We start from the raw sequence: 25,390 nt of genomic DNA on the forward strand, positions 1-25,390 counted from the left end.
GTGAGGTGTCTATGGAAAACAAGGCATTGGATAATATCCTGACGCGGTGCAGCGTGAGGGTTTTTAGGGCGGATGCGGTATCCCGTGAGGATTTAACGAAGATTCTGATGGCCGGGATGGCGGCGCCCTCGGCAGTGAACATTCAACCGTGGGCCTTTGTAGTTGTCACCAAGCGGGATACTCTGGATGAGTTGTGTACCAGGCTGCCCTATGCAAAGATGCTCGATAAGGCGACAGCGGCCATCGTCGTCTGTGGAGTCCCCGATAAGGACCAACGATACAGCAGGGACTATTGGGTGATGGACTGCTGTGCTGCAACGGAGAACATCCTCCTGGCCGTGCATGCCCTGGGACTAGGTGCCGTCTGGACGGCAGTATACCCCGAGCAGGACAGGGTTGAAAGTGTCAGGGCAATATTAAACATCCCAAAAAACATCATCCCGTTAAACGTTATCCCAATTGGCGTCCCCAAAAACAAGGGACACGTCACCGACAAGTTCAAACAGGAAAACATCCACTGGGAGACGTGGTGACTATGAGCTTATAGAGCGTTTCGAAGGCGTGCAATACAAGAAAGGGGCGGCTCCGCCTCTTGGTACTCCAGGGGGGTAAAGTACCTCGGCTTCGTGGAGTCGCTCTACCAGCGTTGTTATGGCAGAGAGTTTGTCGGTCATGTTCGTTTTAACTCCTTAGTTTCTTGTCAAATGTAAAAATTGGGATGTTTAAACTCTTAGACTTAGCAAGTAATACGCAGTCAACAATATCAATGTTGCGGTTGGTAAATATCGTTAGCGCTTCAATGAGTTCTTCTCTATCGCTATTTATGATGCCCTTATAATGGAGAAGAGATATTAGACTTTTGCTTACTCTTTCCTTTGGAATATTATAAAATTTAGTCATAACGTAGACACATTCCACGACTACACTCTCAAGTATTATCGCTCTTTGGCGTCCAAGTCTTACCTCCTCGTAAAATACCTTGGATTGCTCGTGAAGCTCAACACTATCACCAATGAGATATCTGAGAATAGTGTTTGTATCAGGGAGTCTGTTAACTAAGACTGCCACGCACAACCTTTTCCCACGTCTCATCTCTTGCAACATCAAATGGTGTATATCCCTCTGAGTACTCGCTAAGAACACCGGAAACACTTTCGACGGGTTTGACAACAACATTACCATCTTTAAGCTCAAACTCCACTACATCGGTCTTTAATATATCCCTTATCTCCTTTGGGATCGTTACCTGCCCCTTTGATGTTATCTTTACAGGTATTGACATAATTATCCATCCTTACTTAATCTTTGATTAATTATATGTTAATACTGTCTGAGGTGTATTGTCAATTTTTAATGGGTTGGCAGTAGTAAGGAGGAGAGCAAGGAGAGGGGTCAGCGCCACCCTCCTTGTCTTTTTTCTTTATTGTTGAGGAGGTCGTGTTGGCAGTTTCACCGCCGGTGCTGGTCTTTCATCGTTGCGCTTGAAGAACTCAAGAAAGGGTGCAATTAAATCTATAGGCAGCGGGAAAATGATCGTGGAGTTTTTTTCGGCTGATATTTCAGTCAATGTTTGCAGATAGCGCAATTGGAGGGTGCCGGACTCCGACGCAATGATCTTTGCGGCATCGGCAAGTTTTTGAGCTGCCTGCTGTTCACCCTCGGCATGGATGATCTTGGCCCTGCGCTCACGTTCGGCCTCGGCCTGCTTGGCAATAGCCCGCTGCATTTCGGCGGGGAGGTCTACGTTTTTTGTCTCCACGGCGGTGACCTTTATGCCCCAGGGTTCGGTTTGCTGATCAATAATCCTTTGAAGCTCGGAGTTGATTTCGTCACGCTTGGACAACAGGTCGTCAAGGTGACTCTGCCCCAGGACGCTCCTGAGCGTGGTCTGGGCTATCTGACTGGTACCAAAATAGTAGTCCTCTATCTCCGTTACCGCTCGTATGGGGTCAATAACCCTGAAGTAGACAACGGCATTGACCTTGACCGTGACGTTGTCCTTGGTTATTATGTCCTGCGAGGGGACGTCCATCGTCACCGTCCTAAGACTCACCTTGACAAGTCTGTCGAGCACTGGCAGGATCAAGACCAATCCCGGCCCCTTGACCGGAACAACACGCCCTAACCTGAAGACAACCCCTCGCTCGTACTCATTCAATATCTTGATTGCACTCCACAGAAAAAACATCACTGCAAATAACAAAAACATTGCATACGATCCTGAAAACATTTATAAACCTCCCTTGTATATTTTTTATGGACTATCCGTCAAGCCCTGATGCACACCTGCTATAGCCGTTGCGGGTACCCGCTCGTACCCGTTTCCGTTACCTTGAGGGTTAACCCTGAGACACCAACCACGGTAATCTCCTTTCCCTTACTGATATGATGCTCACTACAGGCCCTCCACAACTCCCCCCGTATCATAACCATGCCCTCATGTGGCAGGATGTCGGTCTGCGAGCTACCCGTCATACCAATAAGGGTATCAGTACCGGTTAATGGTCTCCGCCTCCATGCCTTGTAGGCAAGCCCTATCAGGACGGCAAAAAATGCCGTCGTTGTCAACACCGCCAGTATCACCAGATGTATCGAGAGCTTTACGAAAGGCGACGACGACTCAAAGAGCATGAGAGAACCTATTGTCATTGAAATGATCCCCCCAATTGTGAGAACTCCGTGCGATGTTACCTTAATCTCCAGCACAAAAAGTATAACGGCAAGGATTATCAGCATCAATCCTGCATAGTTTACCGGCAGGTTCTGCAGGGCATAAAAGGCAAGGATGAGACATATGGCCCCAATGATCCCCGGCAGGATTGCCCCTGGGGTTGTCAGTTCAAAGAACAAGCCGTAAAAGCCCAGGATCAACAGTATATAGGCCACATTGGGATTGGTGATTGTGCTCAGTATAGACAGGCGCAGACCCATCTCTTCGTATGTCACCTTTGCATTTTTTGTACGGAGGGTGATGTCTTTATTGTCGATTTTTATGGATTTGCCGTCTATTTTTTTGAGGAGGTCGTTGACGTTTTCGGCCACGACATCGATGATGTTCTGTGCCAGTGCCTCGGAGGCGGTGATAGAGACGCTTTTTCTGACGGCGTCTTCGGCCCATTTAGCGTTTCTGCCGCGAGCGACGGCAAGGGACTTTATGTATGCCACGGAGTCGTTTGTGACCTTTTCGGCCATGGTGTCATCCATCTTGGATCCCATTGCCACGGGATGGGCAGCCCCGATGTTGGTTCCCGGGGACATGGCGGCTACGTGTGCGGCCATCGTTATAAAGACCCCCGCAGAGGCTGCCCTGGCCCCCGAGGGTGAGACAAATACGACAATTGGTGTCTTGCTTGCGTTGATATCCTTGACGATTGAGCGCATAGACGTATCCAGTCCCCCCGGTGTGTCAAGTTCAATGACAAGCGCCTCGTAGTGGTCTGCCTTGGCCTCGTTGACCCGGGCGATGCTCTTGGTGATGAACTCGGAAGAAACAGGGTCTATCACGCCATTGACCTTGATGGCCATAACCGATTCTCCGGCAAAGGCCGGTGTCGTTAGAATTATAACCAGGACAAGAAAAAAAAACCTCTTCATGCTTAATATTTTACAGTAAGACATACACAAAATTCAACCTCATGCAACAGAATTATTGCCTTTGACCTGGAGGCGTGATTGCAGCAGCAATATCGGGGGCGTCAGTAGGGACTTCAGTAGGGACTTTTGATGTGGTCCTTTATTATATCTATAAATAAGTCATAAACACGCTCATCATAGTACATCACATAGTAATCTTTAATATTATCTATAGTTATATCCTCTGGTATTTTTGAGCAGTCCTTAACTTGTGGTACATACTTATAATAGTGCTTGGCAGCTAAATAGACAGGGTGAGTAAAGCAGGTTATCGTACGACATACCTCGGAATCTAGGCCTAGTATAGAGTCAAATACAGGTAACCATTTTTCAGCTACCTTCTTTGCCTCTTCTTCTATTCCAGGTTCATTATCTTTGCACTGTCTCAGAAGTAAGGCATAGAAAAGATATACCAACAATTGTTTTTTTACCGTGATACAGATATATTCTTCTCCCTTATCTATTTGGGGATTCTCTAGGAGGCCTATAATCTTGCTTTGGCATTGGGAAAGATCAGGTATTCCCTCTGGGATTTCTTCTTCGATAAAGATTCTGAAAAAATGATAGGTCATGTCTATACCGATGAATTCACTTTCATAGCGAAAGTCAAATTCTTCACCAGTAGCTCTGACCTTTCGTGTCTTTGCCTCTTCCATGTATTTTTTAACTGTGGATAATTTTTCCGAGGTCTTTATTGTATGCCGTATTGCCCTGGCAAGCAGATAACAAGCCTCATTTCCTGTTATGGGTTCATGATCTTTAGGGAATTTGCTTTTCTTCTCATTATCATCTGCAATGTTTAGTGCGTATCTTGATAATATACTGCAAACATTCCAGCGCCCTTTGGCGCCGAAAGCAAGTGCGTGGATCAGAAATGCACTATAGCCGCTTTGTTCTATTTTAAGCATATTGTCAAATAAGAATTTTTGATCGGGGCTAATTATGTCTTGATGACGCAGTGTGCAGCAAAGTTCTCTTGCCATTGTTTTAAACGGCTCCACAGTAAGACGTAAGGCAGGTACCCCCCGTAAATGTAACTTACCTTTAATATTCTTATTTACTTCAAACATACCTGTAGATCCTAAACCAGCAATAGAGGCAAATTTCCAAAAATCTAACCAAACTTTTGAGGTCATCAACTCAATTTTTTCTTTGATTTGAGCCAGACCTTTTTCTTCGAGCACTTTCAAAAAGCTCTTAACCTGTTCTTCCTCAGAACTGAAGCTATATTTTATAGCGGTTAACTCTACGCATTCTTTCCAATCTCTTTTTAAGTTAACCATACAATTTGGGGCTTTTTCTATAAACTCTTGCACCAGTTCCTTTCTGTCTTTGTCTTTAAGTTGCTCTATTTCTTTCAGGTTTTTAGGATAATCACTATTATCTGTATAGTAACGGGCAAGGAAAACATCAAGCCAACCAATCAGATCATCTTTTCTCTCTGTTTTCTCATCTTTTATATCTTTACGGGTGTTCTTAATTCTTAGAAAATCAGATGATGCCATAAACACCCTGGGATCACGAATATAAAGGTCTGCAAATGTATGTTCATCATCAACATGATATTTTGCAGCTCTTTGTAATGCTGGATCACCGGTAACTAAAACTACACGAACTTTATCTTCAGCCATTTCGTTGTTCATCCAGCCTAAGCGAGCCATTACCATCGCATCATCCAATAGCAGAGGACGAGGTCGTAGCTTACTCTTTGTTTCACTAAGCCTTTCTGACCAATACTTGGCCAAATTCTTAAGTATGTCATCATCTGGTGGCATGGGTAAGACCCATTTACCTTCAGCTCGATCTTCTGCATAACGCTCAACATGGAGTATACAGTCATCCCTTAATAAATCTGTGATACGTGATAGTTCTGCAATGGCGCCCTTTCCTCCACCAAAGGCAAAAAGTAGTAAGTCAAGCGAACCTTCCTTAAGCTTGGAAATTAAGCTATCCAGATTGTTGTCTTGCCGATATTGCTCCACATACTTATTCATTATGGTCAGACTTAAGTCAATTTCTTCTTTTTCCTTCAAAGCATCGCGAGCTATACTCATAAACACGTTTTCAAGCTCCTGGTGATGAGGAGGGATAATCAAAAGCGGCTGGTTATCATCCGTTAATTGAGAAAAGATAAACCTGCCCAACGCCCAGGTTAAAATCTCACGTGTACGTTTGTCATCGCCAGGGAAAACAGTAGAGTATTTGCTCATTTTAGATGGATCAGAAAACATTTTAACAATATCGGTATCAACGGCATAAAAGATTTTGCCACCCTGACTCTTGAATTTCTGGTCAATCTTCCACGGTTCCAGCCTCAGTCTAAGCTCTGCGGCAGCCTTTATGTACGAAAAGTCGTCTGAGTATTGATCGGTCATGTTTAAGCCACCTCTTTTAAATCTGGATTTATTTTTTCCATATAACTCACAAGATTGTATATCTTATTGTCAGAATTACCCTTTTTTAGTTTGTTCCTGAGCAGTTGATTGTTAAAATCTATGCAACCATTCATGAAATTATACAAATCGTAATAACTGTCCAACGAGTCATATTTAATCTTAAAAAATTGTTTCTTTTTTCTGTCTGTACGAGCTATTCTAAAAATATCGTGCCGTTTTTGAAATTCCAATGAAGCTTTTTCTCCAACAAACAATGCCTTTCCAAGCCAGTTATCAGCTTCAAGATTATAAATATTTGTGAAATAAGAACAGCGATAAAGATTGTCGGCGATTATAGGCGTATCTACATAATGAGCAAATCGTCTGGCTGTTAAGTAGGCATCATCAGTACCCGTCTTTTTGTGCAAACTCATAAAGTTGCCACGAAGCAAAGCCAGATGTTCAGGGAACTTTTCAGGTTCTGCCCTGCATAGCCCTATAAACGTCATTGGTGCATATCCATCCCTAAAGAATCTGCTACCTGCCAATTTGTGTAATACGCCAACGACCTGCTTATCAGGTGACATACCGGCAACGATATCAACGGTTAGGGTGAATAATTCACGCCCCATATTATCTTTTTGGATGTCGAAAAAATTATCGTCGGCTTGCTTCATAACTGTTGGCAGAATTTCTGTAGCATGAATGCTTCCTGCCAAGTGTAACAACATTCTGAGAACAGGTACAGAGCGAGGTTTGGGAGGTAGTTTTGAAAGGGCTGTAACTATTCCAAGACGAAATTGCTCTTGGGTATTTTCCGATAGTAGTTCATAGATGTCCCTCAATTCGTCAATTAAGTCATCTCTCCGACCTACGAAATAGTGCAGAGGGGCAAAAGCCGCCAAACGTCTGGCACTGTGATTTGTATCCTCTATATCTTCAAAACCTCTGCGCAGCCATTGGGCAAATTTCTTGTCATCAAAACTCTCCAAAGCCTCTACGTGTTTACTGTCAGGCGTCATGGAAATAACCTCAATAATTCATCCCTTAAATAAGTCAAGCCCAAGGTAGTCAAGTCAGAAAGGAGGCGATCAGCAAATTCTGCGTCATTATCCTTAGCTGTATTACCTCGTGTAGTATCTGTAAAACCACAAAATTGAAATTCAGTTTCAAGATTTGCACCTAAACAGGCACTTTCCACCACACGTTCCTCTGCACCATCGACGCTGAAACCGCTCAGGTGAAATGGATGCAGGTCTACAGTCCAGCCCCAGGCTGGTTTTTTCTTGGCACGACCGGAACTTGTATAAATTTTAAAGCGTCTGTGTCCTCCGGCATCAGCAAAGGTAGGACGTGCATGTCTGAGGGACTGCAACTTGCTTCCGTGTATTCGGATTTCAACCAAAGGTACACCTTTTTTGTAGTGGATAAGTCCAAGTAAATCTCTGATTGTGTTACCGAGAGCTGTATAGGTACGATATCGCAGACGTTTTTTACTTATATTGTCAGATGGGGTGATCCAGAATAATGGTCGATTAGGGCTACCTCCAAGTTTGGCATTTGGTCGATATATGGATGGTCTGCCATTGAGTTTGCCAATAGCGTCTTCTAACGCTGGGTCCAATGGATCATGGTTGGATACAAATGCCTTGTGAGCTATATCCAAATCAGGATCCAAAACCAACCTCTTTTTTAGCGTGCTTACGCTTAAAATAGTGCTAAATTTGCCCTTACTCATATTGCCGACCCGTTTCCCACACGCAAAGTAAAATTGCCTTCTTTTGCCCCCAATTGGGCGCATTCCACTTGCAACGTCACTTAACTGTGCAACAAGTTCTGCTGTTGTTTTAACCCTGTCTTCTATAAACGCGTCAAGGGCATTTCCCATAAACTCTTTCAGTTCGTTGTTTTTTATTAGCTTCTCATGTGACGACTTTACTATGTTGCACGCCATAATCACCCCCACAGGTTCATTTAGCAACAAGTCAACCATATCATTTTTCATTCACTCTCCGCCTCCCTGTAACGATTAAATTATATTTTATTCCATACGTCCAGCTATAAAACAAAACCATATATTAGTTTGGTAGTCCTGCAGAAGTAGTGGTTAACCGTAAACTTAACACCCTTCCTTCACAATGGACATCAAGGGAGGGGTATTGAATATCACTATCTCTGCAGGACTACCATTAGTTTAGCAGAAAAAATAAAATTATGTCAATAGCAGATTTCTATTGGATGCATAAACTTTTCATGGGCAAAAGTATTACGGGGTTAAGGGGGCCGTGCTCTCTACAAAATATACTTGACATTTATGTATTAGACATGTTAAATTCTATAAATCAATATTGGACGGTGAGCAACAATCAAATAAAAAAAACGGAGCGACGCTAATGAAATTTGCGATCTTGTCGGATATCCACCTGGGGGATGACCAGTGCGTTATGGTAACAAAAAGACATGGCAACCCCGTCCCGGGGCCAAAGTATGATGCCTTTAAAACAGTCGTTGGAACCGAAAATGATTATCTCGTCCTCGCCGGAGACATCATAGACCTTTCAATTGCCCACTATGAGGACGTCTATCCATATGCAAAAATATTCTTCGAACAAATACAGCGGGACCGCATAGCCAAAGAGATTATCTATCTGGCAGGAAACCACGACGCAGATATATGGCACACGATTCAACATCAAAAGAGCGTTATCAAAAGACTCGAACGAGGATTGCTCCCTGAAAACTTTGACCACTCCGTGGCTGGCATCATTGATGACAGGGCCTCTGGCGGCAACACCCCCTTTATCCTCGACCTCAAGACAAAGAACCCTGTCCTCAGCAATAAGCACAGGGGTATGTTCCTTGATCGAATAACAAGTCCAACCCCTACCGTGTTCCAGTTTGCCTACCCAAACCTGTACATCGTCACGGACAAGGAGACCGTTCTGGTGACGCATGGTCACTACCTTGAGGCGTACTGGTCTGTCTTGGGCGAGACCATGGCCAAGGTGGCGTATGACGACCTGGAGTTAGGCACGGTCGATATAGAAGAGATGGTGGAGATGAATTACCCGCTGAATCAACTGGCCTGTACCGGGATTGGTCAGGCGGGCATCCTCACCAAGGTTGTCCGGCAGGTGGAGGTCGATGTAAAGGATGGCAATATCGGCAGGGTTGACAAGTACCTGAGCCGCCTTGATAACTACATCGATGAGTTGACAGGTCAGGGATGGCTGAAGGGGCTTGTCGTCAATTACGTAGCAGGCATAGTCAAGGATGATCTGTTAGACAGACTCAAGGATACGGAATTCACACGCTACAGCGATGAGTTTATATACAAGCAGGAGGTACGGCAACGGTTCAGGCGATATTACATGTCATCCCTGCTTGAGATCGGCGACATCAACGCCAGACTGGGGTTGGGGATTGCCGCCCCTGAGCGCGTGATCTTTGGCCATACGCATCAGCCTATCCCCTGGGACGACCACAACGCCCCACGGATTGATGCCGTATATACACCTGATTCGAGTGCTCCGTCAGTCATTACGCTGCACAACACCGGGGGATGGCTACAGAGAAACGGTGAGTTCTGCGGGGCTGAGATATTTCTGTATAACTCCGCAGACGGCTTTTCGTCGGTCAGCATTTTGTGAGACTCGTGTTCAAACGGTTTAAGATCATCAACAGGAGAAAGCTCCTGCTCACGGCACTGGCCGACCTTGTGGGCAATGCCATCTTTCTGCCTGGCAAACTGCTTGGAGCTCGCAGGGGAGTTCCCGCCCCGCTGCCGGGACAATCAGACGTCCGGGAGATACTCGTTGTGCGTACCAGCTACATAGGCGACGTGATCATGACACTGCCGATACTGCGTCCGCTCAAGGAGCGGTTTCCACAGGCTCGGGTGACGTTTCTGACCTCAAGGGCCGCCTCGGAGGTGCTACGGACCAACCCTTATGTCGATGAGGTCATTACCTTCGATCCGTTTTGGTTCTATCCTTCCTCCAGACTCGATTATGTCAGGTTTATGCGGGGGCTGCGAGGACGCTCCTTTGACCTTGTGATCGAGGCCCGCGGAGATATTCGTGAATTGCTGCTTTTGGTGGGGCCGCTCAAGGCCACCTGCAAGGTGAGTTACGACGTCGGTGGCGGGGGATTTCTGCTGACCCACGTCGTTCCATACGAGGGGTTGCGGCACAAGGTGCTCTATCACATGGGACTGGTCGGGTATCTGGGGTGCAGGGTTGACAGGATCGACTGGGGGTTTTATCTGACCCCAAAGGAACGGGCCAGGGCGTTGGAGATACTCAATGTCCACGGGATCGAGCCGCCCTTTTTGGCCCTGCATCCGGGCAGTCGTATGCCGCTTAAGCAGTGGCCTGTTCATCGCTATGCCATGCTCTGTGACATGCTGGCGGAGGAGTACGCAATGCCAATTGTGGTCTTTGGTTCGAGGGCGGACAGGGACAGCGTTGCCGGTGTCAGGCGCCGGGTCAGGCACGGTGTCGTTGACCTTTCGGAGGCGCTTACGTTGAGGGAGTTTGCGGGTGTGATTGCCCACGGCAGACTGTTGGTGTGCAACGACAGTGCCCCCATGCACGTGGCCGCCTGTGAGGGGGTCCCAACGGTGGCCATCTTTGGACCGTCCAAGAGCGTGGAGACGGCCCCATATGGCGATATTCACACGGTCGTAGAAAAGGACTTCCCCTGCAGGTACTCCTGCGACGAGGCCATCTGTCGTCACCGCCACCATCACGCCTGCATGTTGGACATAAGCGTACAGGACGTCTTCGATGCCGTGAAGAAACTCTTGCTGTAAAAACAGACAATGGCTGTGGCGGCATGACCACGGTTGATTGGGGTGCTACTAAATACCCTAATGTGAAGAAAAATGCTATAATAGATATAAGAGTGGAGCTTAACGACATAATATACAAATAAACAACGCAAGTGATGAAAAGCTTAGAAGAGATAAAAAACACTATTAAACTGCATAAAGAAGAGCTTGTTAATAAATACAAGGTGAGGGAAATAGGAATATTTGGTTCTTATGCAAGGGCAGAACAAACAAGGAGAAGTGATATTGATATCCTTGTGGAGTTTGACGAAGTGCCTGATCTGTTAAAGTTTATAGAGATTGAACGATACCTTCAAAGAATTCTGAGAAAAAAGGTTGATCTTGTCAGGAAAAGCGCTGTACGGCCTGAGTTAAGAGAACGCATACTCAATGAAATGGTCATAATATGAATAGAGATTCCAGCCTTTATATAAAAGACATACTTGACTGTATACAAAACATTGAAGTTTTTATTGCCGAAATGAGTTATGATGAGTTTGTATCTGACATTAAGAACATCAATTGCGATAATAAGGCAACTTGAAATAATTGGCGAGGCATCTAAAAATATACCGGTAAGCATGAGACGTCAATATGATACTGTCCCGTGGAGCGATATGGCAAGGATGAGAGATAAACTTATCCATTTCTATTTTGGTGTCGATTACGAGATCGTATGGAAGGTTATTAAGTTACAGTTACCTAAGATTAAAGACTCTATCTCAAAAATGCTATAATAGATTAAGAGCGGAGCTTGATTTGACAATGTCAAAATGCTTCTTTATATGGATAGAGATGGAGGTTGTATAGAAAATGGGCACGCGTATAGGTATAAATGGTCTGGGCAGGATCGGCAAGCTGACCCTGTGGAACCACGTTGCAAATAAGGATTTTAGTGAAATTGTGGTCAACGTTGGACGTGCCGTGGGGACATCCCTTAAGGATGTAGCATACTATATAGAGAGAGATTCCACGTATGGTTCGCTCAAGCGATATCTCCATGGTTTTGCAGACAGGCCGGTCATCACCGAAATCAACGACCAAACCGGAACGATGTTGATAGACGGCGTAAAGGTCACGGTCTTGAGGAAGGCCAGAAATCCTAAGGACATCGCCTGGGCAGACAACGGGATTGACCTTGTGGTTGATGCCACGGGGTCATTTGTAGACCCGACGCGTCCCGGGGATGACCCCAAGGGTGCGTTGGCGGGGCACTTTGATGCCGGAGCCAGGAAGGTGATAGTTTCGGCCCCGTTCAAGATCAAGGACAAGGTCAGCCCCATGCCCGCAGATGCCGTTACGGTGGTAATGGGCGTAAACGAGCACGATTATGACTCCTCGCGTCACAGGCTGATATCGGGGGCGTCGTGTACGACCACGTGCCTTGCACACATGTTCAGGCCGCTTATAAACGCCATAGGCCCCAAGAACATCCTTACGGCGTCGATGGCAACCGTTCATGCGGCAACGGGTTCGCAGGAGGTACTGGACAGGCTTGCCAAGGCCGGTGACAAGGACCTCAGGAAAAATCGCAGCATCTTTAACAACATCATACTGACAACCACAGGTGCCGCCGATACGCTTGCACTGGTCATACCGGAACTTGCCCAGATAGGCTTTATCGCAGAGTCCGTGCGAATTCCAACGACAACGGGTTCCCTGGTCATTCTGGTTGTGAACATCCAGGAGGAGGGTTCACGGATCACGATAAGCAGGGAGTACATCAACGGCATATACAAGGAGGCCGCTGCCCTGCCCCACGGTTATGTTGTGTACTCGGAGGAGCAGAACGTCTCCTGCGATATAATATCGACCCCTCGTGCCGCCGTCGTGATCGAAGGCCATGAGACCCACACGCGCACTGCCGAGGTTACGATTGACGTCACAAAGCTCATCGGTATAGACCGTGCGATAGTCGATGGCCTCAAGAACACGGTCATCGGTATCCCGCTAACCCAGGCGGTGATCTACGGCTGGTACGACAACGAAATGGGAAGCTACGTAAACATGCTCGGTAAGTTGACAAGACTGGTTGCAGAGGGATAAAACAGAAACAGGGCAATCGCTAAGAAAAAAAAAGGGGCGGCTCCGCCCCCCTTTAGAACCCCCCGCAAGGGGACCAGTCCCCTTGACCCCATAATTAACTCTTACCAACCAAAAATTTATGCACCCCACTTGATTTGCGTATTTTTTATTTATAATGATATTATTAACAAGTGGTGGAATGCATGAAAGATTTTATGGAAAAGAATCTTACTGTTAGCGAAAAGATATTGAAAAAGCTAACCTTTGTCGCACAGGATGCCGTTGTCATGATGGATAGCGAAGGTCTGATATCTTTCTGGAACAGGGCAGCCGAAAACATCTTTGGATATACAAGTGAAGAAGCCATTAACAAACCGCTGCACACCCTGATAGTCCCACGGGTTTACTACGATGACTTCGTCAGGGGGTTTGACAAGTTTCAGACAACCGGCATCGGTAGCGTAGTGGACAAGACGCACGAACTTGTCGCAATAAGACGCGATGGGACAGAGATACACGTAGAGGTATCCATATCGGCCATAGAGCTGGAGGGGTTCTGGCATTCAATTGGCATCATCCGCGACATAACCAGCCGAAAACTGCTGGAACAGGAACTGTACGCCCACCGTCAACACCTCGAAGCACTCGTACAAGAAAGGACTCTGAAACTCAAAGACGCCAACGCAGACGTCGAACAGGCAAACGAGTTTCTACGGCAGGAGATCATTGAACGCACACAATTAGAGACAAAGCTCCACCACAACTATTACATGCAAGAGGTGATAAGCACCATGCTTCAGATTGCATTGGAGCCAATCCCTCTGAAAAACAAGCTTGAAAGCTCCCTTGACCTGATACTCTCCGCCCCGTGGATAAAGGTTCAGAAGAAGGCCTGTATATTTCTCACGCATGCCAACGCCGATACGTTGATCATGGTTGCTCAACGGCATCTGCCCAAAGCCCTGCAGGTTGATTGCAAGGAGCTGCCTTTTGGTAAATGTCTCTGTGGTCTGGCGGCATCCACGCGCAAGGTCATGTATACAAATCATGTAAATGAGCTGCATGAAGTCAGCTTCGAGGGAATGACCGAGCACGGGCATTATTGCATACCGATAAAGTCCGGCAGTGTAATCCTTGGGGTACTAAATCTGTACGTTGATGCCGGTCACAAGAGGGATAAGCCCGAGGAGGACTTTCTCATTGCAGTGGCCAACACCCTGGCCGGGATTATTGAGCACGGCAAGGCAGAGGATGCCCTTAAGCAGTCAAACGCCTTTATACATACCGTCTTAAATAGCATGAACGATGCCGTCATCGTCATTGACGTCAGAGATTTGAAGATAATCGAGGTCAATCAGGTGTTCTTGAAAGAGTACGGTTTCCTGGAGTCCGAGGTCAAGGGTAATACGTGTCACACGCTGATCCACAAGAGCCCCTTGCCTTGTCATCAGAGGAATATACAGTGTCCGATCCTGATCACCGCCGAAACCGGTAAACATGCAAAGACCGAACACATTCATCACGACAGGGATGGTAAAGAGATATACATAGGATGCAGTTCCTCACCCATACGAGACGAAAACGGACAGGTCATACAGTGTGTGTACGTGCTGAGAAATATATCGGAGCGAAAGCACTTCGAGAGTCAACTCCAGCGTCTTGCACACTTTGATACGCTGACCTCCCTGCCCAACCGGATGTTGTTCCATGATCGCTTCAACAACGCAATTGAGATGGCAAGGCGTGATAAGTACATGTTCGCCCTACTGTTTATAGACCTGGACAACTTCAAGATAATCAACGACACACTCGGTCACGACTACGGAGATATCCTGCTGCAGGAGGCGGCAAGCAGGTTGCTGGAAAACCTGCGTAAATCCGACACGGCTGCACGCATGGGGGGCGATGAGTTTACCGTCATACTTGCAAGGATAAAGGACCCCGAAGATGCCGCCGTGGTGGCTGAAAAGATCATAGAGTCCCTGAACAGACCATATCACCTCAAAGACAAGGTCTGCACTATAAGCGCAAGTATCGGGATCAGCGTTTATCCCTTTAAGAATAACACCGAGTACAGAATCAACAGCGAACTGTTGCTGAAACAGGCAGACATTGCCATGTACAGGGCTAAGAAGCAGGGCAAGAACGGCTTCCAGTTCTACACCGACATAATAGCCAGGGTTGAGGACCTCGTAGACGTCGTTGTCGGGTTCATCACGGCGCACGGGACAGCATGGGACCATCAGGCATGGGTGGAGCTGCTCTTTAAGGTTCAGGAGAAGGGGTTTGAGTTGTCAGACAGCTTGAACAACAGGATCGGAAGCATACTTGAAACCGCACGAACCCTCTACAGACTGCTTGAAAATAAAGATGATATCCTGACCATATCAGAGTTCATTAAAGGGGTCATAAACATAGACGAAAGCAGGGAACAGGCAATAGAAAGGGATACGTGGTTTAAGGAAATGGCACTATCCTTAACGGATGATATGGTTACGTGTATCAATGATCTGTTCAGGTTGCTGGAACACCTGAAAATAAATATGTAAGTGAGATATGATATTTTTCGAGAAATGCCCCCTTTAATGGGGATTTGATTCAAGTTTCCCTTAACATGATGATACGATACTGAGCAATCTTTTCAGATACTCTTTTTACCTATCTTTTTTGAGTAGTCCTGAACAAGTAGTGATGCCAGTAGACTAAACCCTCATTATCCAATAGTCCATGAAGCCGAACATCACCTGCCCTTTGCACTTCTGGATTCCTGCTTTCGCAGGAATTCAGAAAGCTTGAAAGCATAGTTACCATGAAACACAGAGAAGATAATTTTTTTCATAATTACTTCATATTTTTGTGTTTTAATAGAAGCATAAAAAAATTTAAGGAGGTTGTTATGAAAAAACTTTTGACTCTCGGAATATGGAGTTTTCAAGGGAGGCACAATATGTCAGTGATTAGTCGCAATATAAGGAAGGGAGCACGATACACAAGCATTGTTATTATGTTAATCTTAGGTCTTGTTGTCAGCTCTATATCATTCTTCCCGTCTGTTATTGCATTAGCAGAAGAGTCAAGGTTCTCTATCCTTTCAGAGTTTACAGTGAAGGATAACAAGGCGGGTCTTACATGGACAAGGAGTGCTAATATTGCAGGCAAGCCCCTAAGTTACGATGGCAGTATTGAGTTTATAAAAAAATTGAATAAGCAAAACTATGCCGGCTTCAGTGACTGGAGGTTGCCAAGCGTACATGAGTTTATTAACCTAATGGATTACTCACGCTACAAACCGGCTCTTCCGGGTGTACATCCCTTTATAGACGTACAGGTGACAGAATATTGGACGTCAACTCATTGCGCACATCATCACGATAACGTATGGACTGTAAGTGTAAATCATGGTAACGTAAGTCTGCGCGAGAGGACAATTAGCGCTAATATATGGATAGTACGCTAAAAATGCAGGAGGCAGAATGAATAGGTTTATAGTATCATCTTTAATGATTTTGTTTTTAAGCAATCTGACAGGATGTATGGGGATGATGGGATGTATGGGGATGGGTCACACAATGGATAAAGAAAAAGCTCATGACAAGACTAAAGGCAATACAAGCACAGACGATGGTACGGAGAAGGATAGCGAAAGTGGCTCTCATAATCATTAATCAATATTCAAATGAGGAAAGCACTTTTCATATTTTCTTCATAAGTTTTGAAGTACTATAAAGTTATGGCGATAAAGTCTAAAGTGCAAACGTTTAAAGGATGGAGGAGTGGATATGGCAATATCGGTAAATAATCAGTTGCAACAAGCAGTATCATGGCAAGTCGTGGCTGTAAATCAAGCACAATCTACAGCCACGAGGGGTATGATGGGTAGTGGTGGTGGTATGATGGGTAGCAGCGCTGCTGCTGCCGGTGTTGTTGTAAGCATATCAAGCGATGCAAGAAATGCCCTGACAAATGGAGTAGTTGACACTACGGCCAAAACTTCAAAAACAGGAGGTAAGTGATGAGGAAGGCGTTTTTTATAGGTATAGTGATTCTCATTGTAGCGTGGGGTGCTGACTATGCCTTGGCAGGGGATAAAACCCACGTACATTCTGGTGGGCATACCGGCACAGAGCAAAAGGACGGGGATGGTTCAATGATTAAGATGACACATAATCATGAGGATATGCCGGGGATAATGTATAAAATGGGCGAGGTTATGGAAAGAATGCAGGAAATTATGCAAAACGAACCACCAAAGCATCAACACAAACAAGATACTTTGCATGAAATAACTGAATCGTTGTCTGAAATGGCAGCATGTATGAAAGAGATGTCACAGTTAATGAAAAAGACGGACGTTTCTAAACAAGAATTAGAAAAGATAGAGTATAGGGTAATAAAGATTAATGACAAGCTAACTATCCGCTTACCTATACGAAAATGAACAACACTTTACAAATTTAACAGTTGTAAAACCTGTGGGAATGTGGGAAACCCAAAAGGCTTTCCAATGGGCTGTTGGTAACGCTTAAGAAATTATCAATAGCCCATTTCCACATACTTTCCTAGTCCAGGGATTATCCACACGGAAAGAGAGATAGCCATTTTCACTAACTGTAACTATTAGAAAAAAACTGCAACACTCATTGACTAAAAAGGATTGTTTATTTTATCTTAGTTATTATGGATAAAGTCAAGGGTATACATAAGCGTTTAATCCTGAGGTTGTTTCTTGGATGGATAGTCATCTCCATTGTTGCCGGCGCCGTAGTCTTTTTTCTTAAGCTGGAGGAGATAGACGAGTTTGTCGAAAGGCTGGCCGTTGCAGAGTCAAGGTCGCTTATAGATGACAAGAAGGTCTATCTTGAGAGTTCAGACCCACAGAAAAAAGAATATCTTGTCCGGTTATTGAGGGAACACATAGTGAAAGGCCATTTTGTCATCGTTGAGGTCTATGACAAGGACAAGCAAAAACGTGCAGAGGTAATAGCCACTGCAAGTGACAAGATAGAAAAGCATCTGACGTCTCTTGACAAATACCTGAGTATTCATCAGCTCTCTGACGAGGTTACTTACAACAGGGTATATTTTGACAGCCGTATATATCTACAGGTGTTTGTACCGCTGTTTGCTGACGACTCCAAACTGATAGGCTATTTCGAGGGTGTCTATCAAGTGGATGACAAGACGATGGACGACATAAAGAACCTCATCCTGTATTCCCTTCTGCATGTAATAATCTCGGTATTTGCCACGACGGTTCTCTTGTATCCGATAATCATATCGATGAACAGGGACCTGATTAAGTATTCGGTTGAACTTGCGGATGCAAACATAGGGATACTGCGTGCCCTGGGTGGTGCCATAGCAAAGAGGGACAGCGATACGCACATACACAACTACCGTGTCACTATCTATGCCGTAAGGCTTGCAGAGGCCCTGGGCGTGGAATCGACGACAATAGTTCGTCTGATAAAGGGGTCATTCCTGCACGATGCCGGTAAGATTGCTATCTCGGACAATATCCTGCTAAAGCCTGGTAAACTGACGGATGATGAGTTTAATCAAATGAAGACACACGTACAACACGGCGTGGATATCATTGGCAATACCGCATGGCTTCAGGATGCCGTGGAGGTCGTCCGGTACCATCACGAGCGGTATGACGGCACGGGTTACCTGGCCGGCTTCAAAGGTAATGACATCCCCCTGGGGGCCAGGATTTTTGCCATCACGGACGTCTTTGACGCCCTTACCTCAAAGCGCCCATACAAGGAGCCTTTCAGCTACGATAAAACTATAGATATACTGAAACAAGCCAGAGGCAGCCACTTTGATCCCGATATCCTTGACGTCTTCCTGACGATATCCAGGGACCTCTACGAGCAGGTAAGCAAAGGCGAAGATACCGCCTTGATAGACACCCTCGACAGACTGACAAAGAAGTACTTCTGAGGTCTGCTTAACAAAACGGTTTCATCACAGAAATATTAACAGGAGGGAAATAATGCGATTGTCGGTAATCATCCCCTGCTATAACGAGGTAAATACTATTTCGGATATCCTAGAGGCGGTCATCAGTGCGCCCTACAGTGACAAAGAGATCATCGTCGTAGATGACTGCTCCACCGATGGTACCAGGGAGAAGCTCAAGGCATTTGAGGGCAGGGTGACACGGGTCATCCGCCACGAACGCAACAGGGGCAAGGGGGCGGCACTGCGCACCGGGATAGCCGCTGCCACGGGCGATATCATCATCACCCAGGATGCCGATCTCGAGTATAACCCCCTGGAGTATCCCATGCTCTGTGAGCCTATCATCCGGGGGCAGGCAGACGTCGTCTACGGGTCGAGGTTTATGGGTAGCGGCCCGCATCGGGTGCTGTACTTTTGGCACAAGGTGGGAAACGGTTTTCTCACCACGCTGTCAAACATGTTTACCAACCTGACCTTTACGGATATGGAGACCGGATACAAGGCATTTAAAGGTGAGATCATACGACAGATACACATAGAGGAAGACAGGTTTGGTGTTGAACCCGAGGTCACGGCAAAGGTGGCCAGGTTGCAGTGCAGGGTCTATGAGGTGGGCATCTCCTACTTCGGACGCACCTACAGGGAAGGCAAGAAGATCGGCTGGCGTGATGGCGTCAGGGCTATCTGGTGCATCCTGAAATACAACGTCGTCAGGTAGCTACTTGTCTTCTACCGATTGAGCCTCTTTTCCCGCATCCTGAAGAACCTGGCCAATGTCTTTATGTATGGGATGTTGGTTGAGACCTCAACGTGGTCAACGTTGATGGAGCGCAGGATGCGCTTTCTCTCGTGTACCCTCTTAAGGGCGTCGTTGCGATAGCGGTTGCGGACCGACTTGCTTGATGTGTCAACGAGGAAGACCTCACCCGTTTCGGCGTCTTCAAGCTCGATGAGGCCTACGTCGGGCAGGTCAAGTTCCACGGGATCGGTAATAGACAGTGCTATAACGTCATGGCGTCTGTTGGCCACGGAGAGGGGTTTTATGTACCCTTGGGTGTAGAAGTCGGACAAAATAAAGGTTATAGTCCTACGCTTGACCACCCTGTTGAGGTACTCCATGACCGTGGCGATATCGGTGCCCTTGCCCTGTGGGGTGAAGTACATGGCGTCTCTGACTATTGCCAGGGCGTGTCTGAGGCCCTTGGCCGGTCGTATGAATCTCTCCACTCTGTCGGAGAAGGCTACAAAGCCAACCTTGTCGTTGTTTTTGACCGCAGACAGCGCCAACAACGAGCATATCTCCGCTGCTATGGCGCGCTTGAAGCGATTGACCGTGGCAAACTCGCATGAGGCAGAGACATCGAGCAAGAACATGATAGTAAGCTCCCGCTCCTCGACAAACTTCTTGATAAACGGCTCCCCCATCCGCGCCGTGACGTTCCAGTCGATGCAGCGGATGTCATCGCCGGGCAGATACTGGCGCACCTCGTCAAACTCTATCCCCCGACCCTTAAACACGCTGTGGTAGCGTCCGCAAAAGAAGTCCGAGGCCAGCCGCCCCGTGGTGATCTGTATCCTGCGGATGTTTTTGATTACCTCAGAGGGTTGCATGGCTTATGTCTGGTGAACCTCCAGTTTCTTGACTCCAGGACTAATCCGATTTGTTCAGGCAGACTCCCTGCATGTTAGTTCAATTTTAAACATGGCCCCGTTTGGTATGTTCTCCACGCTTATAGTTCCGGCCATGTGTTCCTCGATAATGATCCTTGACATGTGAAGGCCAATTCCGGTGCCCTGGTCTGGCTGTTTTGTGGTAAAGTAGGGGTCAAATATCCTGTCGATTACGGTGTTGTCAATACCTCCGCCGTTGTCGCTGATCCTCAGCACTGCCCTGTTGTCTTCCCTGTTGAGTTTGATGGAGATCAGGCCCTTTTCCTTGCCCATATCGCCCTTTTCCCTTCTATGTAGTATGGCGTCACGGGCGTTGCCTATGACGTTAAGCATCACCTGCTTGAATTCATTGGGCAATCCGCTGGTTATCAGGCGAGTCAGCCCATGGCTGTCAACCGTAATGCCTATGTAGTTATGCCTCAACTGATCACTGACCAGGGAGATGACCTTGCCTACGGTTGAGATTAGCTCAAAGTCCACCATCTCTTTGTCGGCCCGGAAGAAGTTTCTGAAGTCGTCGATGGTCTTTGACATGTCGTAGATGATCTCCATGCCACGCTTGATGTTGGTGTCAATGTATTCCTTGTTCAATTCTCCAAAGGTAAAGGCATCTTCAAAGTCCTGAATAATCATCCCTATGGCGTTGAGAGGTTGCCTCCACTGGTGGGCAATGGCCCCGATCATATCGCCCATGGCAGCGAGCTTTGACTGATGTATCAGCATTACTTCCTGCTGTCCGCGCTTGTCCGTTTCCTTGCGAACCCTTGCCTCAAGGGTTGCGTTGAGTTCCTCCAGTTGTTGTGTCTTTATGGTCAGGGAGGTCTCTATGCGTTGCCTAAGTTGTTCACCCTTATAGGCCATTATAATGTTTCCACAGGTTGACATCAGAGGCTGGAGAAACTCCACGTGTTCATCCCTGTACCCTCCCTGTTTGTTGGTGATACCCACCATCCCCACCAACGTGTTGCCACCATAAAACGGGATGCCAAGAAATGACCTGATAGGTGGATGCCCCTCCGGAAGTCCTCCGCTGCGGGGGTCACTCAGGGGAGCATTGGATATAACGGCCTGACCCGTTGTCAGTACCCGACCATAGAGGCTGTTGACATTGGAAAATTCTATGACCTTGGGCGATTTATCATTGTAGTAATCCCTCATTTCCTCTGTCCATGCAGTGCTTGTGATGGCAAACGTCCTCATGTATGGTTGTCCCTGCCTGTTTTGAAGCACCTCGCCTATAAATCCATATTCGCTTTCGGTCAGCAAGAGGAGGTTGTTTAATATTTCGGTAAATAGTTTGTTGGGCTCCACGGATAAGATAAACTGCGATTGTATATGTCTTATGAGTTCCAGCAACTGGTTGGTCTGTCTGAAACTGTCTGCCATATTCCTTATATCGGTGATATTGGTAACAAAAGCCACACTGCCAATGATGTTTCCCTCTCTGTCTCTTAACGTATTGGCATTAAATATGGTGGGGATCATGGAGCCGTCTTTGGCCCTCAGGGTGATTTCGTAGGTGCGGTGTTGCCGGCGGGGGATTTTGGCGGTCTGTTGTCTGAATATCTCTTCGTTTTTCTTGTCAACGAAATCAAATGGCTGTTTACCCAGCATTTCGGACCGCTGATATCCCAACAGGTGGCACAGGGCGTCATTGACATCCACCGTCACAAGGTCTTTGTTTATCCTCCAGAAGCCCTCCGCTGTAGCGTTCATAATGGTGCTGAATAGCCACTCGTTATCTTTTTGCGTATCTACCATCTGATATCCTTTTGCCGTATCCTTCATGTTAACTGCATAGGGAAGACTTAAGAGCCTCCCTCTTCTATTATGATGAAATGCTAAAATTATGTCAAAACCCCCGTGTTTCAGATTCGGCTTTTTTTTACTTAAGTTAAATGGTATCCTCTTCATATTTCATGGTAACTATACTTTTACGCATACTGGATTCCTGGTCAAGCCAGGAATGACACACTTAGAAAACGGCTGTAACTGTCATTCCTGCGAAAGCAGGAATCCATGCCTTTTAACCGTGAAATAAATTTTACCCTGCTTTTTTAGGAGGATAAGTTAAATGTTTGTTGTATGTTATAATACAGCAGAGTAATAATCGGCGATGTCTGCGATACGTATCAATGGAGGTAGAGGCATATGATACTTAACTTGGGAAGGTATATAAACCTCACGGAGATAGGGCGTGGGGCACAGGGTGTTGTCTACAAGGGCTATGACACGGTCATAGAGAGGATCGTTGCTGCCAAGACCGCCGGAAATCTCGACGAGGCAAAGAACCTCGGTAAACTCCACCATCCAAACATAACCATGATCTACGATGTGGAAAAGTTTAACGACACACACTTTATATTCATGGAGTATGTCAACGGTGTGACCCTCAAGGGCATCATAGCGGAGCAACACCGACTTCCGCTTAAGGAAAAGATAAAGATCATCATCCTGATTGCCAGGGCGCTGCACTATGCCCACCAGAACGGCATCATACACAAGGACATCAAACCGGCCAACATCATGGTAATTGACGACAGCCAGATAAAGATCATGGACTTTGGCATCGCCACTGCCGAAACCAAGTCCAACGACAGCTCAAGGACATATCTCACCGGCACGCCGCACTACATGTCACCGGAGCAGCTCTTTGGACAACCCCTCAACCGACAGACCGATATATACTCGCTCTCCGTCCTGGCATACGAAATATTTACGGGCACAAAGCCGTTCCTTGCCGAATCTCTGAAGGCACTGTTTAAGACCGTCCTCAATGACACCCCCACACCGCCGCACGAACTCAACCCCGATATCCCACAAGAAATCAGCAGGATCGTCCTGCGCGGCCTGGAAAAAAACAAGGAAGACCGCTATCCCTCAGCCGCCGACATGGCCGATGACCTCGAACTCTTCCTGCACGCCATCGAAAAAGAGGAGTGCGCAGACCTCCCCGAACTCACGGACAACGACATGCGGGCACTAATCATCTCACTCAAGGACAGCTACACCTTCTTTTGTGACTTCACGCCAAACGAAATATACCAGATCATGAACATGAGCACGATAGTCTACTTCCCGCGTGGCGAGGTGATCTTCAAAGAGGGCATGGTAGGTCAGAAGATGTACATAGTTGTCAGTGGCAGTGTCACCATATCGAGAAACGTTGCCGGAGCGGAGGAGGCCATCGCTACGCTGGGACAGGGTGCCTGTTTTGGTGAGATGGCCATCCTGGACCAATCCCTGCGGTCGGCCACGGCCACGGCCCAGACCGATTGCACGGCCATTGAGATCAACGAAGTGGTACTCAGAAAGACCAGTGAAAGCCTGTGCTTTAAGCTCTACAGGAATCTCTCATCGGTAATATCCGAACGACTTCGCCAGGTCAATGCCAGGTGTACCGAAATGGAGATACAACTGCGGCGCACCAAGACCCGGCAGATACGCTGTGCCATAGCAACGAGCCTTCTGGACACGGGATGCTTTGAAGACATAATCCCTGTGTATGCACGAAAAGAAGGGACAGAGATACACGTATTGCCGGTCTCTTCGGGATTGGCCGTGGAACTTGGCAGGCGTGGACATATTGACATGGTCTTTGCCGCTCTCACCGCCGAAGAGGGCGATGATATGGCCAAGTCTGCCTCCTGCGGGAACGATAAATACAGGTGCTTTGTCGAGGTGCACAGGCTCAAACGGAACGACCTCATGTTGGTAGGTCACTACACCAATCCGGCGAAAATCCCACCTGGCATCTCTGCACTTGAAGCATTGCAGGCAATAGCGCACTGTAACGGCTGTCTGTTCATATCGCGCGGAGACCACTCCGGGGTCTATATGCAGGAGATGGCCCTGTGGAGGGCGCTGGAAATCGACCCAACCTCACAGCCGTGGTACATCGAAACCAGGCAACTCATGGCCGATACCCTCAGATTGACCGAAAGTCTCAAGGCTTACACCATCACCGATAAGGCCACGTTTCAATATCTGACCTCCACGGAGGGCATTAAACTGGATGTACTTGCAGAGAGCGGCTTGAGCAACTATAACTATGTCATGGCGGTAAATCCGCTGGTTCACCCATCGGTAAACTACCGTGACAGCATTGAGTTTATCCGCTGGCTGACATCCGACCAGGGCAGGGAGGCCTGTGCCAGACTCACAGCCGATACGCCACAGCAGTCGGCCATTGAGCCTGTCATCGCAGAGACTGAGGCTGTGGTGTCCCCCAGTGAGGAAGTCGGTGAGAATTCCAACGGCGACCGTGACTTACACAACGACAACTTAGGCGGACACCGGAAGGAGACCGAATTTTCACGCTCCGCATATGAGGCTGGACACTCACACCCGGACAGAGGCGATGTACAGGGCAATGGCGATACCCCAACGTTGATCGACACCTCAATGGACATCTGAATCTTGGTCAATACCAACTTAACCCACATCTCATCTGCCTGTACATGTTTTAATATCTATAATCCAAACCAATCTAATCCTGTATTAAACCATGCTTCTTCATGGCCTCCTTCAGGATGGCAGGTGTACATCCCTGGCCTTTAACAAAGTACTCGTTTGCCCCTTTTTTGTAAGCCTCTTTTTTTTCATCAATATCTTCAAACCCTGAGACCATAAAAACAATGGCAGGGGAGGCTTTTACTGTGCCTTCTTCTTTTCTGATATCATCGAGGGTATCCATGCCACAGTAAGGCATCAGGTTATCCAAAACAACAAGGTCAAATTTCTTACCCTTCATGTGGTGTTTAAATAAAGAAACGGCTGGTTTGCCATCGTCTGCGTCATATACATCACCAAATTTAAAAAAAACTTTTTCAATTTATCCCTGTGTACTTTATCGTCATCAGCTATTAAAATCTTCATACTTATA

At 46.8% G+C, this 25,390-nt stretch carries 24 protein-coding genes; 14 read left to right on the forward strand and 10 right to left on the reverse strand.

The window, feature by feature from the left end; genetic code table 11:
- Positions 1 to 11 precede the first annotated feature (11 nt).
- Complete coding sequence (locus Mcas_RS01180) at positions 12 to 533, forward strand: nitroreductase family protein (protein WP_052566668.1); 522 nt, start codon at positions 12 to 14, stop codon at positions 531 to 533.
- Positions 534 to 681: 148 nt separating this feature from the next.
- Here the strand turns inward: Mcas_RS01180 and Mcas_RS19090 are convergent, their stop codons facing one another.
- The 7 genes from Mcas_RS19090 to Mcas_RS01215 form a co-directional block, all read right to left on the reverse strand.
- Positions 682 to 1,104 (reverse strand): type II toxin-antitoxin system VapC family toxin, encoded by a 423-nt coding sequence (locus Mcas_RS19090; RefSeq protein ID WP_353740377.1) that lies wholly within the window; start codon positions 1,102 to 1,104, stop codon positions 682 to 684.
- Positions 1,052 to 1,282, reverse strand: coding sequence for an AbrB/MazE/SpoVT family DNA-binding domain-containing protein (locus tag Mcas_RS01190; RefSeq protein WP_040333564.1), 231 nt, complete (start codon positions 1,280 to 1,282; stop codon positions 1,052 to 1,054). Before Mcas_RS01190 ends, Mcas_RS19090 begins: the two co-directional genes overlap by 53 nt.
- A 138-nt stretch (positions 1,283 to 1,420) precedes the next feature.
- Positions 1,421 to 2,230 (reverse strand): slipin family protein, encoded by an 810-nt coding sequence (locus Mcas_RS01195; RefSeq protein ID WP_052566670.1) that lies wholly within the window; start codon positions 2,228 to 2,230, stop codon positions 1,421 to 1,423.
- A gap of 59 nt (positions 2,231 to 2,289) precedes the next feature.
- Positions 2,290 to 3,618 (reverse strand): NfeD family protein, encoded by a 1,329-nt coding sequence (locus Mcas_RS01200; RefSeq protein ID WP_200873604.1) that lies wholly within the window; start codon positions 3,616 to 3,618, stop codon positions 2,290 to 2,292.
- Between the two features lie 89 nt (positions 3,619 to 3,707).
- A complete protein-coding gene (locus Mcas_RS01205) occupies positions 3,708 to 6,008 on the reverse strand; it encodes a hypothetical protein (RefSeq protein ID WP_040333565.1) in 2,301 nt (766 codons plus the stop codon).
- 2 nt (positions 6,009 to 6,010) lie between these two features.
- Positions 6,011 to 7,030, reverse strand: a complete 1,020-nt coding sequence (locus Mcas_RS01210) for a hypothetical protein (RefSeq protein ID WP_040333567.1) — start codon at positions 7,028 to 7,030, stop codon at positions 6,011 to 6,013.
- Positions 7,027 to 8,013, reverse strand: a complete 987-nt coding sequence (locus Mcas_RS01215) for a hypothetical protein (protein WP_040333569.1) — start codon at positions 8,011 to 8,013, stop codon at positions 7,027 to 7,029. The genes Mcas_RS01210 and Mcas_RS01215 overlap by 4 nt, the downstream gene beginning before the upstream one ends.
- Before the next feature lie 388 nt (positions 8,014 to 8,401).
- On the opposite strand from Mcas_RS01215, the gene Mcas_RS01225 reads away from it, so the two are divergent.
- From Mcas_RS01225 to Mcas_RS01280, 12 genes are all read left to right on the forward strand, one after another.
- The gene (locus Mcas_RS01225) at positions 8,402 to 9,658 is read left to right on the forward strand and encodes a metallophosphoesterase (RefSeq protein ID WP_040333572.1); all 1,257 of its coding nucleotides are present in this window, start codon (positions 8,402 to 8,404) and stop codon (positions 9,656 to 9,658) included.
- Positions 9,659 to 9,663: 5 nt separating this feature from the next.
- Positions 9,664 to 10,821 (forward strand): glycosyltransferase family 9 protein, encoded by a 1,158-nt coding sequence (locus Mcas_RS01230; protein ID WP_156032989.1) that lies wholly within the window; start codon positions 9,664 to 9,666, stop codon positions 10,819 to 10,821.
- 134 nt (positions 10,822 to 10,955) lie between these two features.
- A complete protein-coding gene (locus Mcas_RS01235; RefSeq protein ID WP_040333669.1) occupies positions 10,956 to 11,249 on the forward strand; it encodes a nucleotidyltransferase family protein in 294 nt (97 codons plus the stop codon).
- Between the two features lie 81 nt (positions 11,250 to 11,330).
- The gene (locus Mcas_RS19095; protein WP_353740378.1) at positions 11,331 to 11,576 is read left to right on the forward strand and encodes a HepT-like ribonuclease domain-containing protein; all 246 of its coding nucleotides are present in this window, start codon (positions 11,331 to 11,333) and stop codon (positions 11,574 to 11,576) included.
- A gap of 76 nt (positions 11,577 to 11,652) precedes the next feature.
- Positions 11,653 to 12,885 carry a type I glyceraldehyde-3-phosphate dehydrogenase gene (locus Mcas_RS01245; RefSeq protein WP_040333575.1) on the forward strand — a complete coding sequence of 411 codons (1,233 nt, stop codon included), beginning with the start codon at positions 11,653 to 11,655 and terminating at the stop codon, positions 12,883 to 12,885.
- A gap of 194 nt (positions 12,886 to 13,079) precedes the next feature.
- On the forward strand, positions 13,080 to 15,413 hold the full coding sequence (locus tag Mcas_RS16010) for a diguanylate cyclase domain-containing protein (RefSeq protein ID WP_162176219.1): 2,334 nt from the start codon (positions 13,080 to 13,082) through the stop codon (positions 15,411 to 15,413).
- Between the two features lie 347 nt (positions 15,414 to 15,760).
- The gene (locus tag Mcas_RS01255) at positions 15,761 to 16,321 is read left to right on the forward strand and encodes an Lcl C-terminal domain-containing protein (RefSeq protein WP_040333577.1); all 561 of its coding nucleotides are present in this window, start codon (positions 15,761 to 15,763) and stop codon (positions 16,319 to 16,321) included.
- Between the two features lie 16 nt (positions 16,322 to 16,337).
- On the forward strand, positions 16,338 to 16,529 hold the full coding sequence (locus Mcas_RS01260) for a hypothetical protein (RefSeq protein ID WP_040333578.1): 192 nt from the start codon (positions 16,338 to 16,340) through the stop codon (positions 16,527 to 16,529).
- 114 nt (positions 16,530 to 16,643) lie between these two features.
- The gene (locus Mcas_RS01265; protein ID WP_040333579.1) at positions 16,644 to 16,877 is read left to right on the forward strand and encodes a hypothetical protein; all 234 of its coding nucleotides are present in this window, start codon (positions 16,644 to 16,646) and stop codon (positions 16,875 to 16,877) included.
- A complete protein-coding gene (locus Mcas_RS01270; RefSeq protein WP_040333581.1) occupies positions 16,877 to 17,302 on the forward strand; it encodes a hypothetical protein in 426 nt (141 codons plus the stop codon). The genes Mcas_RS01265 and Mcas_RS01270 overlap by 1 nt, the downstream gene beginning before the upstream one ends.
- A 239-nt stretch (positions 17,303 to 17,541) precedes the next feature.
- Positions 17,542 to 18,813 carry an HD-GYP domain-containing protein gene (locus Mcas_RS01275; protein WP_040333583.1) on the forward strand — a complete coding sequence of 424 codons (1,272 nt, stop codon included), beginning with the start codon at positions 17,542 to 17,544 and terminating at the stop codon, positions 18,811 to 18,813.
- A gap of 52 nt (positions 18,814 to 18,865) precedes the next feature.
- Positions 18,866 to 19,552, forward strand: coding sequence for a glycosyltransferase family 2 protein (locus Mcas_RS01280; RefSeq protein ID WP_040333584.1), 687 nt, complete (start codon positions 18,866 to 18,868; stop codon positions 19,550 to 19,552).
- 11 nt (positions 19,553 to 19,563) lie between these two features.
- On the opposite strand, the gene Mcas_RS01285 is transcribed toward Mcas_RS01280, so the two are convergent.
- The gene (locus Mcas_RS01285) at positions 19,564 to 20,445 is read right to left on the reverse strand and encodes a DUF58 domain-containing protein (protein ID WP_040333585.1); all 882 of its coding nucleotides are present in this window, start codon (positions 20,443 to 20,445) and stop codon (positions 19,564 to 19,566) included.
- A gap of 54 nt (positions 20,446 to 20,499) precedes the next feature.
- On the reverse strand, positions 20,500 to 22,266 hold the full coding sequence (locus tag Mcas_RS16015) for a PAS domain-containing sensor histidine kinase (RefSeq protein WP_162176220.1): 1,767 nt from the start codon (positions 22,264 to 22,266) through the stop codon (positions 20,500 to 20,502).
- 390 nt (positions 22,267 to 22,656) lie between these two features.
- Here Mcas_RS16015 and Mcas_RS16020 point away from each other — a divergent pair, with 390 nt between their 5' ends.
- Entirely contained in the window at positions 22,657 to 24,921 is a 2,265-nt protein-coding gene (locus Mcas_RS16020) for a protein kinase domain-containing protein (protein WP_052566673.1), read from the forward strand.
- Positions 24,922 to 24,994: 73 nt separating this feature from the next.
- On the opposite strand, the gene Mcas_RS01300 is transcribed toward Mcas_RS16020, so the two are convergent.
- The gene (locus Mcas_RS01300; protein ID WP_081853510.1) at positions 24,995 to 25,339 is read right to left on the reverse strand and encodes a response regulator transcription factor; all 345 of its coding nucleotides are present in this window, start codon (positions 25,337 to 25,339) and stop codon (positions 24,995 to 24,997) included.
- Positions 25,340 to 25,390 lie beyond the last annotated feature (51 nt).

Origin of the sequence: Candidatus Magnetobacterium casense (assembly GCF_000714715.1) — a bacterium.
Classification (GTDB): Bacteria; Nitrospirota; Thermodesulfovibrionia; order Thermodesulfovibrionales; family Magnetobacteriaceae; genus Magnetobacterium; species Magnetobacterium casense.